This is a genomic window from Halodesulfurarchaeum sp. HSR-GB, from assembly GCF_031432215.1.
Classification (GTDB): domain Archaea; phylum Halobacteriota; class Halobacteria; order Halobacteriales; family Halobacteriaceae; genus Halodesulfurarchaeum.
The window spans coordinates 976603-989784 of sequence record NZ_JAVKGN010000001.1 but is presented as its reverse complement, the minus strand read 5'-3'; the positions used below and the strand labels follow the sequence as shown (position 1 = coordinate 989784).

General features: G+C 64.3%; 16 protein-coding genes and 1 tRNA gene. 5 read left to right on the top strand and 12 right to left on the bottom strand.

All coding sequences use genetic code 11. The features are described from left to right. Positions 1–22 precede the first annotated feature (22 nt). Together RH831_RS05220 and RH831_RS05215 are read left to right on the top strand one after the other, a co-directional pair. Complete coding sequence (locus RH831_RS05220; protein ID WP_310553195.1) at positions 23–1306, top strand: MBL fold metallo-hydrolase; 1284 nt, start codon at positions 23–25, stop codon at positions 1304–1306. A gap of 53 nt (positions 1307–1359) precedes the next feature. Beyond that, positions 1360–1433, top strand: a tRNA-Lys gene (locus RH831_RS05215). 234 nt (positions 1434–1667) lie between these two features. Here RH831_RS05215 and RH831_RS05210 read toward each other — a convergent pair. The 11 genes from RH831_RS05210 to RH831_RS05160 all read right to left on the bottom strand — a co-directional run bounded on the left by RH831_RS05210 (position 1668) and on the right by RH831_RS05160 (position 10228). Further along, positions 1668–2744 carry a PAS domain-containing sensor histidine kinase gene (locus RH831_RS05210; RefSeq protein ID WP_310553194.1) on the bottom strand — a complete coding sequence of 359 codons (1077 nt, stop codon included), beginning with the start codon at positions 2742–2744 and terminating at the stop codon, positions 1668–1670. Positions 2745–2795: 51 nt separating this feature from the next. Then, on the bottom strand, positions 2796–2999 hold the full coding sequence (locus RH831_RS05205) for a hypothetical protein (protein WP_310553193.1): 204 nt from the start codon (positions 2997–2999) through the stop codon (positions 2796–2798). Between the two features lie 48 nt (positions 3000–3047). After that, a complete protein-coding gene (locus RH831_RS05200) occupies positions 3048–3221 on the bottom strand; it encodes a hypothetical protein (RefSeq protein WP_310553192.1) in 174 nt (57 codons plus the stop codon). Between the two features lie 243 nt (positions 3222–3464). Beyond that, a complete protein-coding gene (locus RH831_RS05195; protein ID WP_310553191.1) occupies positions 3465–4154 on the bottom strand; it encodes a molecular chaperone TorD family protein in 690 nt (229 codons plus the stop codon). 114 nt (positions 4155–4268) lie between these two features. Continuing rightward, positions 4269–5219: a cytochrome b/b6 domain-containing protein gene (locus RH831_RS05190; RefSeq protein WP_310553190.1), complete on the bottom strand. Its 951-nt coding sequence runs from the start codon at positions 5217–5219 to the stop codon at positions 4269–4271. After that, positions 5219–5536: a hypothetical protein gene (locus tag RH831_RS05185; protein WP_310553189.1), complete on the bottom strand. Its 318-nt coding sequence runs from the start codon at positions 5534–5536 to the stop codon at positions 5219–5221. Before RH831_RS05185 ends, RH831_RS05190 begins: the two co-directional genes overlap by 1 nt. Positions 5537–5546: 10 nt before the next feature. After that, on the bottom strand, positions 5547–6149 hold the full coding sequence (locus tag RH831_RS05180) for a 4Fe-4S dicluster domain-containing protein (protein WP_310553188.1): 603 nt from the start codon (positions 6147–6149) through the stop codon (positions 5547–5549). Then, a complete protein-coding gene (locus tag RH831_RS05175; protein WP_310553187.1) occupies positions 6146–8449 on the bottom strand; it encodes a molybdopterin-dependent oxidoreductase in 2304 nt (767 codons plus the stop codon). The genes RH831_RS05180 and RH831_RS05175 overlap by 4 nt, the downstream gene beginning before the upstream one ends. Further along, positions 8450–8629 (bottom strand): 4Fe-4S ferredoxin N-terminal domain-containing protein, encoded by a 180-nt coding sequence (locus RH831_RS05170; RefSeq protein ID WP_310554138.1) that lies wholly within the window; start codon positions 8627–8629, stop codon positions 8450–8452. 218 nt (positions 8630–8847) lie between these two features. After that, positions 8848–9459 (bottom strand): helix-turn-helix domain-containing protein, encoded by a 612-nt coding sequence (locus RH831_RS05165; protein WP_310553186.1) that lies wholly within the window; start codon positions 9457–9459, stop codon positions 8848–8850. Positions 9460–9601: 142 nt separating this feature from the next. Beyond that, the gene (locus RH831_RS05160; protein ID WP_310553185.1) at positions 9602–10228 is read right to left on the bottom strand and encodes a molybdenum cofactor guanylyltransferase; all 627 of its coding nucleotides are present in this window, start codon (positions 10226–10228) and stop codon (positions 9602–9604) included. A gap of 88 nt (positions 10229–10316) precedes the next feature. Between RH831_RS05160 and RH831_RS05155 the strand changes: the two genes are divergently transcribed. Next, a complete protein-coding gene (locus RH831_RS05155; RefSeq protein ID WP_310553184.1) occupies positions 10317–10853 on the top strand; it encodes a NifB/NifX family molybdenum-iron cluster-binding protein in 537 nt (178 codons plus the stop codon). Between the two features lie 34 nt (positions 10854–10887). Here the strand turns inward: RH831_RS05155 and RH831_RS05150 are convergent, their stop codons facing one another. Further along, positions 10888–11259: a metal-sulfur cluster assembly factor gene (locus RH831_RS05150; RefSeq protein ID WP_310553183.1), complete on the bottom strand. Its 372-nt coding sequence runs from the start codon at positions 11257–11259 to the stop codon at positions 10888–10890. A gap of 137 nt (positions 11260–11396) precedes the next feature. Between RH831_RS05150 and RH831_RS05145 the strand changes: the two genes are divergently transcribed. Then, positions 11397–11921 carry a hypothetical protein gene (locus tag RH831_RS05145; RefSeq protein WP_310553182.1) on the top strand — a complete coding sequence of 175 codons (525 nt, stop codon included), beginning with the start codon at positions 11397–11399 and terminating at the stop codon, positions 11919–11921. A 63-nt stretch (positions 11922–11984) separates the two neighbouring features. Further along, positions 11985–13160 carry an aminotransferase class I/II-fold pyridoxal phosphate-dependent enzyme gene (locus tag RH831_RS05140; RefSeq protein WP_310553181.1) on the top strand — a complete coding sequence of 392 codons (1176 nt, stop codon included), beginning with the start codon at positions 11985–11987 and terminating at the stop codon, positions 13158–13160. The last annotated feature ends 22 nt before the right edge of the window (positions 13161–13182 follow it).

The following is a 13182-nucleotide window of genomic DNA, read 5'->3' as shown; positions in this document are numbered from 1 at the left end:
GCGGCCCGAATACGCCGGGACGATGGAGCTACGCTTCCTCGGTGGGGCCCGCGAGGTCGGCCGGAGTGCCCTCCTCGTCAACGACCGGCTCCTTCTCGACTTCGGCATTCTGGCGGGGGAGCCACTGCAATTTCCACTGGAGACCCCGACCGTCGAGGCCATCGTCGCCAGTCACGGCCACCTGGACCACGTCGGGAACGTTCCGACCCTCATGCGGGGCGAGGACTGGCCCGAGATCCACTGGACGCCACCGACCGGGGAATTGGCCCGCACGCTCGCCCGCGACACGCTCAAACTCCACGGCGTGCCCGAGAGCGGCGCGGCGACGGGCCGATTCCAGCCCCGCGAACTCGGCGGCACCTACAACTGTCCGTTCACCGAGACCCACGTCAAGCGGACGACCCAGCAGTCACGGAGCCACGGCTACGGAGAGCCATTCACGGCAGCGGGCCACGAGATCACCTTCTTCGACGCCGGTCACATCCCGGGTAGCGCCCACGTGCTCGTCGACGACGGCGACACGCGACTGCTCTACACCGGGGACTTCCACACGGACGACCAGCGCCTGGTGGCCGGCACGACGGCCCGTCCGGAGGCGGATCTACTCGTCGTCGAGAGCACGTATTCTGACGTCGAGCACGAAGCCCGGGCCACCGTCGAGGAGCGGTTCGTGCGGAGTGTCGAGCAGACCCTCTGGGAGGGCGGGACCGTCGTGATCCCCGCGTTCGCGATCGGTCGGACCCAGGAGATGCTCCTGCTCTGTGCGGCCCACGACATCCCGTGTTACGTCGATGGGATGGGAAAAGGGGTGACGGACATGCTCCTGCAGTATCCGGCGTTCGTTCGGGATCCGGAGGCACTCCGTCGGGCGCGATCACACGCCCGGTTCGTCACCGGCCGGGACGGGCAACGCCGGCGGATCGCCGAGAAGTCGACCGCGATCGTCACGACAAGCGGGATGCTCACGGGCGGGCCGGCAATGACCTACATCCCGGCGATCAAGGGCGATCCGACGAACAAGATCGCTCTTACCGGGTATCAGGTCGCGGACACGCCCGGCCGGGACCTGCTGGAGACCGGAAGCGCCGAGATCGACAACCGGCGGATGCGGGTCAGCGCCCAGGTCGAGCAGTACGACTTTTCAGCCCACGCGGATCGCGATGGGTTGCTGGCCTTCCTCGATTCCTATCGGGACACGCCGGTTCTGGTGAACCACGGCGATCGGTGTGAGCGCTTTGCGGCGGAATTGCGGGGAGCGGGGTTCGAGGCGACGGCTCCGAGAAACGGCGACTCGGTCGCGTTCTGATGGTCGTCGCGGAGGGAAAGGGTTTAACCGGACAGTCACGACGGTGTAGGTGTGGGCCGGTAGCTCAGGTAGGCAGAGCGTCTGGCTTTTAACCAGACGGACGGGGGTTCAAATCCCTCCCGGCCCGTGAACCGCCGAACGCCAGTGAGGCGTGTGAACGGCGAGGATTTGAATCCTGCCAGTCGCGCGCAACGGAGTGAGCACGTCTGGCTTCGGTTCAAATCCCTCCCGGCCCGCTTTTGCGACGAACGAAGGTGAGGAGCAAAGCGGCCAAGAGGATTTGAACGAGGCCGAGGTTCTGCCACCGGCAGGTTCTCGGACGTGGTTCAAATTCCTCCCGAAGCTTCCCAACCCACCAAAATCACTCGACGATATCCAACTCGACTACGAACACCGCGCCCCGGGGCTCGTTGTCCTCGACCCAGACGTCCCCGCCGAACTGCGTCACCAGGTTCTCGACGAGATAGAGCCCGATACCGGTCCCGTCGCTCTCCAGCCCACGATCGCCTTTCCCGAAGATCGACCACTTCTGCGCCTCGGGGATGCCGGGGCCGTCGTCAGCAACCGAAACCCGGAGGCGGTCGTCCTGAACGCTGGCCGAAACCGTCACCGTCGGCGCCTCTTGGTCGGAGTGATCGACCGCGTTGGAGAGGAGGTTCCGGAAGACCGAGTCGAGGAGTTCGGTCCCGCGGACCGAGACGGAGGGGATCGAGCCCTCGATTCGAACCGTCGCGTCGGGGTTGCCCTCCCGGACCATCGCCACCTCCTCTTCCAGAATCGGCGCGACCTGGATGGGGTCGAGTTCGGGCGGCTCGGTCGCGGTGACGACCTCCATGAGGTCCCGGGCGGTCTTCGTGATCGAGACCACGTGGTCCCCGGCCTGCTGGGCGCGTTCGAGGTTCGTTATGGTGTCCGGGTCGGACACCCGATCCGCAGCGGTCTCGATCGAGCCGAGCACCACCGCCATCTCGTTGCGGATGTCGTGGCGAACGACCCGATTGAGCACCTCAAGCTGCCGAGTCATGACTTCGAGTTCCCGCTCGCGCTCCCGGCGTTCGGTGATGTCCTCGAAGGCGAAGACGATCCGGGTCACCGTTCCGTCCGCAGTGATGGGCGCGCCCGAGATCGAGACCACGATCGGATCGGCATGGGGGCGCTCCATCCGGTACACCTGGCCGAAGATCGGCCCGCCGGAGTCCCGGACCCGAACGAAGGGATGGGCGGATTCGGGGACCGGATTCCCGTCCTCGTCGGTGAACGTCCATTCGGGTTCGACGTAGCGCTTGCCCTCGATCTCGGACTCCTCGAGCCCGAGCAGTTGCTCGGCCCGGTCGTTACACCGGGTGATCTCCCCCTCGGGCGCCAACACGACCAGTCCGGTCGGGCTCGTCTCGAAGATGCGATCGAGGAGTTGGGAGTCCGAACTGGTACGGTCCATCAGTTACCAAATGCTTCGTGGCCCCGGGTTTAGGCTATGTCGGTCCCCCGGTCAGGCCCCCACCCGGCTGAGGGACAAAAGAAAGCCGCCGATCACGAGGGCTCCGAGCGCGCCGAGTAGTTGGAGTACCATGACCGGCGCGCCGCCAGCCGCGTACTGCCAGGGCTGGCCCAAAAGCGTCCCCAGCCCCACGACGAGGACGAACACACCCACCAACAAACCGACGACCGTCAGTCGGTCCTGAAATCGTGTCATACCGTCGGCTGTGAGCGGGACCCATCTAACGGTGACGGTCCCGGCCGACTACTGTGTCTCGAACACCACGTTGGCGGCCCACGCCTCGGCCCCGCAGTGGTCGCACCGAAACATCGTCCCGTCGTCGTAGTGCTCCAGGGTGACCGTGTCCCGTCCACAGTCCGGACAACGCAGAAACGACCGCCAGTCGTGGTACCGTCCCGTGGTGGAATCCGGGGCCATGATCGACCTGAGCTACGGGGCCGAGAACCTTCGTTGTTCCGCTGCCGTCCAGCGGTTTAGGTCCGTCGAATCGAGGGGCGAGCACAAAACACTCATACCCCTACCTCCGAGTATCAAATGCCCTCGTCGAGGGAACGTACCGAGCGCCCGGGGAGCACCCATCCACCCCCATTTCCTGCTTGCGCAACAATCGAAGAGTCCACACTCTATCCGTCGATTCGAAAACGAGATCGGAACGGCCCGTTACGGCCGGAAGGTCTTCTCCTCGGGGACGCCCTCCATCCCGTCCTCGACACGGCTGAGCATCGTCTGGACGGTTTCTGCATCCGGTTCCTCGATACCGAGATCCTGGCGAACCGCCCGGACGACGGCGTCGGTGACTGTGACATACCGGCGGTGGAACGGCGCGTCCGCGGCGGCGTCCGCGACCAGCTTTCGGAAGGCCGGGAGCCAATCGAGGTGGTCCGCGACGAACACCCGGTGTTGCTCCTCGGTTCCAGCCTCGACGAGGAGCGAAGCGTACTCTAGCAGGAGCGCCAGATGGTCGGGCATGTACGCGTCGGGAATCTCGATGTCGAGTGTGGCATAGCGCTCGCGCATGTCATCAGCAGGTGGGCCATCCAGCAACCCGTCACCGGCGACCCCCTCGTGCCACTCCTTGTACGGTGATTCGACCGCCGGGGCATAGGGCGTCTCGAAGGCCTCGAACAGCGAGATGTACTCGTTATCGAAGGCCGCGGCCGACTCGGGCACGAGGTCCGGATCGACCCCCGTCTCGTACTCGATATCGAGGGTCTCGGCCACCGGCTCCAGTTCGGCCTCCAGCGCGCCCGCGCCGACGTCCTCGGTGAACTGCTCGTCCGGGTGCTTGAAACACTCCGAGAGCAGGCCGTAAATCCGGCCGATATCGACGTCCTCGAGCGGTTCTGTCATGCGTTCCTCCCACTCGTCGATCGGGTCATCTGCACGTCCGCTCGCGTGGGCTGTACCTGGGTCGGATCGTGACGGAAACGAAACGAGTGGGACATGATTAACTGGGAATTCGGCTCATTCGGCAACAGTCCATCGATCGTAGAACCCGTAGGCCAGGGCCACGATCGCCGCAAAGACGACCAGCATCGCGATGTTGAGCCCGATCGAGTAGATAGTTCCCAGCAACCCACCGGGCATCGCGTTCGGTGCCACGTCCTGCGCGACGCTCAGCCCGCCGGTCGGAACCGGCGAGAGAACGTATTCCAGAATGATCCCCGTCCAGACGACACCGAAGAGGATCATCCCGACGATGACACTCGTGGTGAGTGCGGTCGCATGGGTCTCCTCCGGGCAGGACACGTCGAAGTACCCGACCGAGGTCTCGACCCAGCCCTCCCACTCCTCACAGGCCCGACCCAGCGTGACGTTCCCGGTGAACATCGAGCGATCGAGCGGGAACTCCTTGGCGTGGGTCATGAAGAGGTGGAAGGTCACCCCCACCAGCATCGTCACGGCGACGATGGCGTGGATGTCCCGGGTGATGAGGAAGGCCGGCGCCGGCGACGCACCGTTCAACGTGCCCGCGTACAGGATCACGCCCGTCGCGATCATGACCGTCGTCTCGGCGACGATGATCCAGACTTCCGCCTTCTGGAGGAAGGTGTACTTCCCCGAGGCGGGCTGCCCGCGACGCCCAGCGAGGTACTTCATGTGCTCGACCGCTTCGCGGATGTCCCCCAGGCCGGGCAGGATGTTCGAGAGTGTCGTTACGCCACCGACCATCCCCAGCAGCCCGTAGACGAGGTAGAACACCGACGTGAGGATCAACAATGCCCCCGCGGCGACGTGAACCAGCACGACGTTGTCATAGCCAACGATGGCCATGAGCCACGCGAATGGATCGTGGAACGTGATCGGCAGGCCGGTGACCCACAGGAGGAGAATCGAGAGCGCCAGTAGCCCGTGGGCGTAGACCTGCACGTCGGTGAACCGGGTCAGCGTGCTCTCGCCAGTCATCGTCGACATCAGGACTCACCTCCGGCGTCCACGATGAGTCGACGCCAGGTCCCGACCAGCTGGAGGGCCACCACGAGCAGTACGAACGTGATGTAGGCCCCGAGCAGCATACGGATCACAAGCCAGAGGTCGTTGTACGTCGAGTACGCGACCTCGAGCCCGACGAGCCCGACCGCGCTTGGAACCCACTGAGTCACCGGGGGATGGTACCCCGTGACCCCGATGAAGATCCCGAAGGTCACCACGATGGCGACCACCGTGGCGATCGCTGCCCGGTATTCGGGCTTGAACAGGCTCCGTTGAGTTGTCTGTGTAGTTTCTGCCATGGTATTCGTCTTAGTCTGACTCGCTCTCGAAGGTCACTGTGGGTCCACCGGCCTCGATGATGATGTTCCCCTTCCGCTGGGTGGCTTGGTTGACGGCGCTGTCGGTGACTTCTTTCGTCAGTTCGTCCATCGGACCGGCCTTGAGCGCGCCGCCGACGCAGTTATCGACACAGGCAGGTTTCGTCCCGCCGTCTTCCTCTTTTGCCTTCGGCGGGGAGCCGTACCCATCGCCGCCACCTTCGCCCAAACAGAGGTGGCACTTCTGCATCTTGTTGTTGTCGTCGAACTTCGGCGCACCGTACGGACAGCTCCAGGCACAGTAGTGACACCCGATACACTTGTCCTGGTTGACCACGACGATGCCGTCCTCGTTGCGCTTCTCGATCGCGCCCGTGGGACAGACCGTCCGACACGGCGGGTCCTCACAGTGCATGCAGGCAATCGAGACCGAGACCTGCTCGTAATCCGGGAAGGTCCCGTTCTCCGCGTGGACGATCCGCCGCCACTTGGGGCCGTCCGCCTCGACGTCGTTTCGGACCCGGCAGGCGACCGTACAGGCGTGACAGCCGATGCACTTCTCCGCGTCGAAGTAAAAGCCCCACTGCTCAGTCATCGGGGCTCACCTCCGAGACGCTCGATCTCGACAGGGTGGTTCCGTGCGGTCATCCCGGTCGTCGGCTCGACGTGCCGTTCCTTGTTGAGTAGCATACTGTTTGCACCTTCCTCGTCGGGCTGGGCCGAACCGACGCCGAACCCGTTCTCGGTCCCGACCCAGCCGGGCCGAATGCCCTCCCACAGGTTGGCCATGAGTTCGATCTCGTCGTCCGCGGATTGCACCTTGACCCAGTCGCCGTCCTCGATTCCGCGTGCTTTGGCGTCCTTCGGGTTGATGTGCAGGTAGTTGCCGCGGTAGTCCTCGTCCTCGTGCCCGAACCGCTGGGCGTAGGCCTCCAGGGACTGTGAGAGCGCCTGACAGTGGCCGCGAGAGAACTGTTCGACCATGAGGTCGGTGAACAGGAGCGGGTACTCCTCGTTCGTGGTCTCCCCGAACAGATCGTCGTCAGGTGGATGCCACGCCGGAGCCGTGCTCACGCCGATATCGTCGGCCAGAGCCTTGTACTCCGGTTTGGCGTCCAGATCGAAGTTGAACAGCCCGTTTTCCGTGTCGAACCCGCCGTCCTCGTATTGGCGGTACTCGAAGTCGGCCACGATCTCGTAGCTCTTCTCGTCGAGTTCGTCGAAGGACAGCCCGATCGCCTCGAGCTGGCTGTCGTAGTACTCCTCGCCGGTCTCCCAGGGGAAGTACTCGCCCCAGCCCATCTCCTCGGCCAGAGCCTTGTAGACCTGATAGTCCCGGCGGCAGTTGCCGACCGGTTCGATCGCGGGCTTCGAGCCCGTCACCCAGCCGTTCGTGCTGTACGAACCGTCACCGCCGGTCTGGAGGAACGGTTGTTCGAGCTGTGAAGCTCCCGGGAACACCACGTCGGCCCGTTTGCTGACCCCGGTCCAGAACGCGTCGACGGTGATGACCAGGTCCATCTCCTCCAGGGCCTCGAACCAGGCCCGCGTGTTCCCACTCTTGGGTGGCTGTGACCAGTTGTTGACAAAGCCCTTGATGTCACCACGCTCGACGGCTTTGGGAACGAGGTTGTGCGAGAGGTCCCGGACGTGTCGCTGGAACGGGTAATCGTCGTAATCCGGGGTCGGCTGGTCCTCGTAGTTCGCCGGCACGTCGATGCCCTGTTTCTCGTGGGGGTCATCGAGGCCGAACCCGGCGGTCCACTGCCGAGTGCCACCCTTACTGTCGATGTTTCCGACCAAGCCGTTCAGCGCCTGGATGTTCTGTGCGTTCTTGAACCCGTTTGACTGGTAGGCGATCCCGGTCCATGGGAACGCCACCGAACTGGGCGCGGCCTCGGCGAAGCCGATGGCGATGTCGCGGATCACGTCCGCGTCGACGTCCGTAATCTCCGCGGCCCATTCGGGAGTCTTGTCCGCGACTGCCTCCTTGTAGGACTCGAAGCCGTGGGTGTAGTTGCCAATGAACTCCTCGTCGTAGAGCCCCTCCTCGATAATGACGTTGGCCATCGCCAGGGCCAGTGCGCCGTCGGTCCGGGGCTTGATCGGGATCCACTGGTCTGCGACTTCGGCCGTCTTGGTGTACCGTGGGTCGATACAGACGACCGTCGCGTCGTTGCGCTCTTTCGCGTCGAGGACCCCTTTCGGTTCCCACTGGCCGCGGAAACACTCCATCACGTTGCGGCCCCAGGCGATGATGTACTCGGAGTTCTGCCAGTCGGGCCACTCCCGGCCGTAGCCGGACATCCACGCCCAGGAATCGGAGAACGGGCCGTGACAGGTCGTCTTCCGACCGACTTTGATCGGCGCGCCGTAGAGGTTCTTGAAGACCAGATCGTGCCAGGGGTGTTTCCCGAGCGGGTACCCCTGATACCGGAGGAATTTCTCCGGCCCGTGTTCCTCGGCGAACTCCTCGAGTCGCTGGGCGGCGAATTCGATCGCCTCGTCCCAGGAGGCAGCACGCAACTCCCCGTCCTCCCGGATGTGTGGCTCGCGAATCCGGTTAGGGTTGTAGGTCTTGTTCAGCTGTCCCATCCCCTTCGAACAGAGGGTTCCCTCACGACCCTCACCGGCGCTGGCCTTTGGATGGCCGTCCACGCCGGTCAGATCGATCGCCTTGCCGTCCGCGACCGTGACCTCCTGCCCACAGGAGGCTCGACAGATCCAACAGTTCCCGTGGACCGTTTCGCGTCCCGATTCGTCGCTTGCGGCCTCGGCTTCCTCACCCACCGCGTTGATGCCGACACCGGTCAATCCCACCGCCGCCGCAGCCCCGCCGGCCTTCAGCAGGGTGCGCCGCCGGACGCCACCGTCGTTCGCGTCTGTTTCTGACATCTATGTATCACTCCCCGTTTCGATCGGTCGGTCGTCTCGTCCGAACTCCTCGAGTACTTCCTCGTGGTACTTCTCGTGAAACTCGGCCTCGGACAGCGTCCCATCTGACACCCGCCTGGCGTCGCGAGCCATCCGCCGGCCCAGGTCCTCGTCGTAGTCCTGGCCGTCGAGAGTCCCCATCTCGTCCCCTGAGAGCGGGCGGCGTCGCCCACCCGCACCATCTGTATTTGTCATCTGGACAGTCACCAGTAGCCAGCTATTCGTAACCGCCAGACAGGGGAGAGACCTATTCTTTCAGGGACAAGCTCTTTTTATACCAGTGTGAGGAAGTGACAATCGAATGTCGTGTGAACGCACCCCATGGTAGTGGTGTCACTGCGAAACCGGAAATCGAACGATCAGGCGTCCGTAAACAGTTGTGTGATGAGTTTCTCCTCGACGGCCCCGAGACGCTGGGAGAGGGCCTGCTGGGAGATGTCGAGTTCGGCGGCCATCTCCTCCAGGGAGGTCTCGCGTGGCCGCTGGTAGTAGCCCATCTCGATCGCGAGCTTCGCCGCCGATCGCTGTTTCTCCGTCAGCGAGGAGAGATCCACCTGTTCGACCCGCTTGTCGATATTGCCGTCGTAGTTCGAGGTGATCTCGACGAGACGGACCGAGTCGCCCACGTTGTTGAGGTCCTCGATGAGTTCTTCCAGGACCGTCCGATCCCGGACGTAAGTCGTGATCGTGAGCCCCCGTTCCCCGGCGTCGGTGATGTCCGCGACACAGGCGTTCTCGTGGAACACCGAACAGACACAGGGATCGGAGACGTCCTTGGTGGTGTGTTCGACCCGGGTATCCGCGTCCTCGACGATCGCCTCGCAGTGACAGATGTCCCCCGAAAGCTGTGATTTGAGCGTTTCCGAGCGGCCCTCGAACTCGACGAGTGGACAGCCCGTCTTCGGCTGAACCTGGATGACGACCCGGAGCTCGCGCTCCTCCGGTTCGGGCACTTGTGTGAAACGGGTCATCTGACTCTCACCGTCCGATCCGGTTCAGATTGCCCCAGCGACACGGCCATTCAGGAGTCACGTACGCTGTTCTCCTTCAAAAGGTTGGCTACACGTGGTGCACGCCCGCTATCGGGCGATTTGTTATCGTGTCCCAGGCGAGTCAGTGTTCGACCGTTTCGAGTAGCTGTTCGGCCCGTTCGAGGTCCGCCTGCGTGTTCACGTTGAAGAAGGTTCGCTCGTCGGTCAGCCCCCGGAGCCGGTCGCCCTCGATCGTGACGACATCAAGGTCGAGGGCCGGACTGATCGGCCGCTCCACGCCGTCCGCGACGGCTGCACGGATCGACGCGACCATCGCGTCAGCGTGATAGACCGCCTGCAGTGGCTGATACCAGTTGCCCTCCCCGTGCCGGGGCAGCACCGCCTCGTGGTCCGCCGCGATCTCGAAGAGTGCGGCCACGAAATCGGGATCGACGAAGGGCATATCACAGGCGACGACGACGGCGTACTCGGACTCGGTCGCGGCGAGTCCCTGTTCCATGCCATGCATCGGACCGGCGTCCTCGATCTCGTCCAGGGCGAACCGGACCGGGCTGGAGTACCCCGAGAAGACGGCGTCGAGACAGTCGGCCTGGTCCGCCCGGCAGTTGACGATGAGTTCGTCGACGACCGGTTCGATCCGATCGGCCACGTGGCGCACGAGCGGGCGACCCGCGAGGTCCGCACAGACCTTATCGCGGTCCCCGAACCGGGTCGATCCCCCGCCACAGACGAGTACTCCCGCACCCATTGGGCGAGTGTAGGAGCGCGATGCTATAGGAGTCCTTGGATCGGGCCGGGAGAAAAACGTTCACAACAGCTGGCACCCTAGCCCCGGCATGCGCGTCGCACTTCCGTCGACGAACCGAGACGAACGGAGCGCCCCCGTCGCCACTCACTTCGGCCGCACGGCCGTCTTCACGGTCGTCGACACCGAGACCGAGGAAATCGAGTTCCTGGAGCACGAGGGTGGTCACGGCCCGAATTCCAGTCCACCCCCAGTGACGATCGCGAACGCCGACGTTGATGTCGTCGTCGCCGGGGATATCGGTCGCGGGGCGGTTTCACGGTTGCAGGACGCCGGCATCGAAGTCTTCCGCGGGGCCGAGGGAACGGTAGAGGAGGCCCTCGCCCAGTGGGAGGCAGGTGAGCTAGAGGCTGTCGACCCCGGGGACGTCCACGGTCACGATCACGGCGATCACGATCATGAGCATGGCGACCACGAGCACGGACACGGGCACGGCCATGGCGACCACGAGCACGAACACGGGCATGGCCACGACCATAGCCACGAACACGAATCAGACGACGACCACGAGCACAATCACGGCCTCCACCACGGCCACGGGCAGGGCACCGACTCCGACGAGAACTGATCGATCAGGAACCAGGCGAAAATAGCGGCGACAATCAGAACGGCGTCTCGGGGCCGGCCGGGTCCGCTTCGCCCTCGTCGTCGTAGTTCGGGACCCGGATCCCCATCGATTCGAGCTTGGCCTTGCCGGATTCGGTCGCCTTCTCCGGGCCCCACGGCGGCTCCCAGACGAGTTCGACCGCCACGTCCGAGACCCCCTCGACCGACTCGGCGGCCACCGTGACGTTCCGCTTGATGCTGTCCGCGATCGGACAGCCCATGCTCGTCAGCGTCATCTCGATGTGTGCCGAACCGGTGTCCTCCTCGACCTCGATGGTGTAAACCAATCCGAGGTCCACGATGTTGACGGGAATCTCCGGATCGTACACCTCCGAGAGAGCGTCCCGAATGTCCTCGCTGAGTGCCATCTACCGGGACTTGGCCGTTGAGCGCCAAAAGGATTGTTCTACCCGCCCAATTCTCCCCAGTCCGATTCTGTGCCCGCCAGACAACTGGCGTGCCGGAACACCGGCCGCTTTCAGGCTGGCCGCCCAACCGGAGCCCAATGGAATTCGACGTGGAACGGGAACTGGCTCGCTACGCGGACACCCAGGGTGTGTTGCCGGAGCGACTCGACGCCATCGGCGAACAGTATCGAGCCCAGGGGCATCTGACCCGGGAGCAACTGTACGAGCTGGCCTACGAGACCTCGACCCGCAGCGCCTATCACGTTCGGGAGAACCCGGCCGAGCGCTGTGTCGAGGTGACCGAAAACGTGCTCGCCGTCGACGGCGACTTCTCGAAGATCCATCTCCTGTCCGGGCTCCGGGGTTTCAAGGCCCCGACGGCTTCGGCCGTACTCGCGGCACTGGCTCCCGAGCGACACGCGGTGGTCGACACCCGTGTCTGGGCCAGCCTGGAGCGTCTCGATTACCTCGACGGTCGCAAGGAGTCCTTCGACGCCGCCGACTACGTCGAGATGATCGGGCCGATTCGAGAACTGGCCGACGAGCGAGGCGATACCGCAGCCGAGGTCGGCTACGCGCTGTTCGCCGCGGACGTGGCAAACCGGGACGGAACGTTGCACTGATTCGGGCGAAATTTGCGGGTACGCTTTTGCCACGGTGGCCCCAAGAGGAACGTGGCACCAGCCATGAGCGACACACAGTACCTGGCCGAGAAACTCGAAGCGATGCGAGAGCGGGGCGAAACCTGGGAGCTCAGACAGCTCCAGGGCCCCTCGAAGCCGAACGTCACCGTCGAAGGCAAGGAGGCGATCCTCCTTGCGGCGAACAACTATCTCGACCTGGCGAACGACCCGCGAGTACGGGAGGCCGCCCAGGACGCGATCAGCGAGTACGGGATGGGCGCCGGCTCGGACTGGTCGATCGCGGGCTACATGGAGATCCAGGAGGACCTGAACCAGGCCATCGCGGACTACAAGAACACCGAGGCCGGGGTCTCCTTCCAGACCGGCTTCGCCGTCAACGCCGGCGTGCTCCCCCAGTTGCTGGAGGACGGCGACGTCTTCCTCTCCGACGAACTGAATCACGGCAGCATCATCGACGGTGTGCGCCTCTCGCCGGCGGACGTGAAGATCTACGAGCACACGGACATGGGCGACCTGGAGGACACCCTGCGAGACGTCCACGAGGAGTACAACCGGATAATCGTCGTGACCGACGGCGTGTTCTCGATGGACGGGGACATCGCGCCGATGGACGAGATCCAGTCCCTGGCAAACGAGTACGGCGCGATGACCTACGTCGATGACGCTCACGGTGAAGGTGTCCTGGGCGGTGGGCACGGAATCGCGAGCGAGTTCGACATCGAGGACGAGATCGACTTCCAGATGGGGACCTTCTCGAAGGCCGTCGGCGGTTTCGGTGGGATGTTCGCCGGCGACGAGCACGTCGTCGAGTACGCCTACAACACCGCCCGGACCTGGCTCCTGAGCGCGGGCTACCCGCCGGCGATCGCCGCGGCCAACATGAAGGCCCTGGAGATCATCGAGGACGAGCCCGACCGGGTGGAGAAACTCTGGGAGAATCGCGAGTACTTCGCCAGCGAACTGGAGTCGATGGGCTGGGATACGGGGCGCAGCGAGACGCCGATCGTCCCGGCGATGGTCGGGGACAGCAACAAGGCCCAGGAACTCGGCAACCGACTCTTCGAGAACGGAGTCTTCGCACTCCCCATCGTCTTCCCGATGGTGCCCCGGGGCGAGGCCCGGATCCGCAATCAGCTCAGTGCCGGTCACTCCAAGGAAGATCTGGACGAGGCCCTGCGTGTCTACGAGGAGGTCGGTCGGGACCTCGATCTGATCTGAGCTTGTTCTGAGTCGGCGGTCG

What these genes read in the sequence shown, in the direction of transcription:
- RH831_RS05220 (WP_310553195.1), top strand. Translation starts at nt 23, where the DNA reads ATGGAGCTACGCTTCCTCGGTGGGGCCCGCGAGGTCGGCCGGAGTGCC.
- RH831_RS05210 (WP_310553194.1), bottom strand. Translation starts at nt 2,744, where the DNA reads ATGGACCGTACCAGTTCGGACTCCCAACTCCTCGATCGCATCTTCGAG.
- RH831_RS05205 (WP_310553193.1), bottom strand. Translation starts at nt 2,999, where the DNA reads ATGACACGATTTCAGGACCGACTGACGGTCGTCGGTTTGTTGGTGGGT.
- RH831_RS05200 (WP_310553192.1), bottom strand. Translation starts at nt 3,221, where the DNA reads ATGGCCCCGGATTCCACCACGGGACGGTACCACGACTGGCGGTCGTTT.
- RH831_RS05195 (WP_310553191.1), bottom strand. Translation starts at nt 4,154, where the DNA reads ATGACAGAACCGCTCGAGGACGTCGATATCGGCCGGATTTACGGCCTG.
- RH831_RS05190 (WP_310553190.1), bottom strand. Translation starts at nt 5,219, where the DNA reads ATGTCGACGATGACTGGCGAGAGCACGCTGACCCGGTTCACCGACGTG.
- RH831_RS05185 (WP_310553189.1), bottom strand. Translation starts at nt 5,536, where the DNA reads ATGGCAGAAACTACACAGACAACTCAACGGAGCCTGTTCAAGCCCGAA.
- RH831_RS05180 (WP_310553188.1), bottom strand. Translation starts at nt 6,149, where the DNA reads ATGACTGAGCAGTGGGGCTTTTACTTCGACGCGGAGAAGTGCATCGGC.
- RH831_RS05175 (WP_310553187.1), bottom strand. Translation starts at nt 8,449, where the DNA reads ATGTCAGAAACAGACGCGAACGACGGTGGCGTCCGGCGGCGCACCCTG.
- RH831_RS05170 (WP_310554138.1), bottom strand. Translation starts at nt 8,629, where the DNA reads ATGGGGACTCTCGACGGCCAGGACTACGACGAGGACCTGGGCCGGCGG.
- RH831_RS05165 (WP_310553186.1), bottom strand. Translation starts at nt 9,459, where the DNA reads ATGACCCGTTTCACACAAGTGCCCGAACCGGAGGAGCGCGAGCTCCGG.
- RH831_RS05160 (WP_310553185.1), bottom strand. Translation starts at nt 10,228, where the DNA reads ATGGGTGCGGGAGTACTCGTCTGTGGCGGGGGATCGACCCGGTTCGGG.
- RH831_RS05155 (WP_310553184.1), top strand. Translation starts at nt 10,317, where the DNA reads ATGCGCGTCGCACTTCCGTCGACGAACCGAGACGAACGGAGCGCCCCC.
- RH831_RS05150 (WP_310553183.1), bottom strand. Translation starts at nt 11,259, where the DNA reads ATGGCACTCAGCGAGGACATTCGGGACGCTCTCTCGGAGGTGTACGAT.
- RH831_RS05145 (WP_310553182.1), top strand. Translation starts at nt 11,397, where the DNA reads ATGGAATTCGACGTGGAACGGGAACTGGCTCGCTACGCGGACACCCAG.
- RH831_RS05140 (WP_310553181.1), top strand. Translation starts at nt 11,985, where the DNA reads ATGAGCGACACACAGTACCTGGCCGAGAAACTCGAAGCGATGCGAGAG.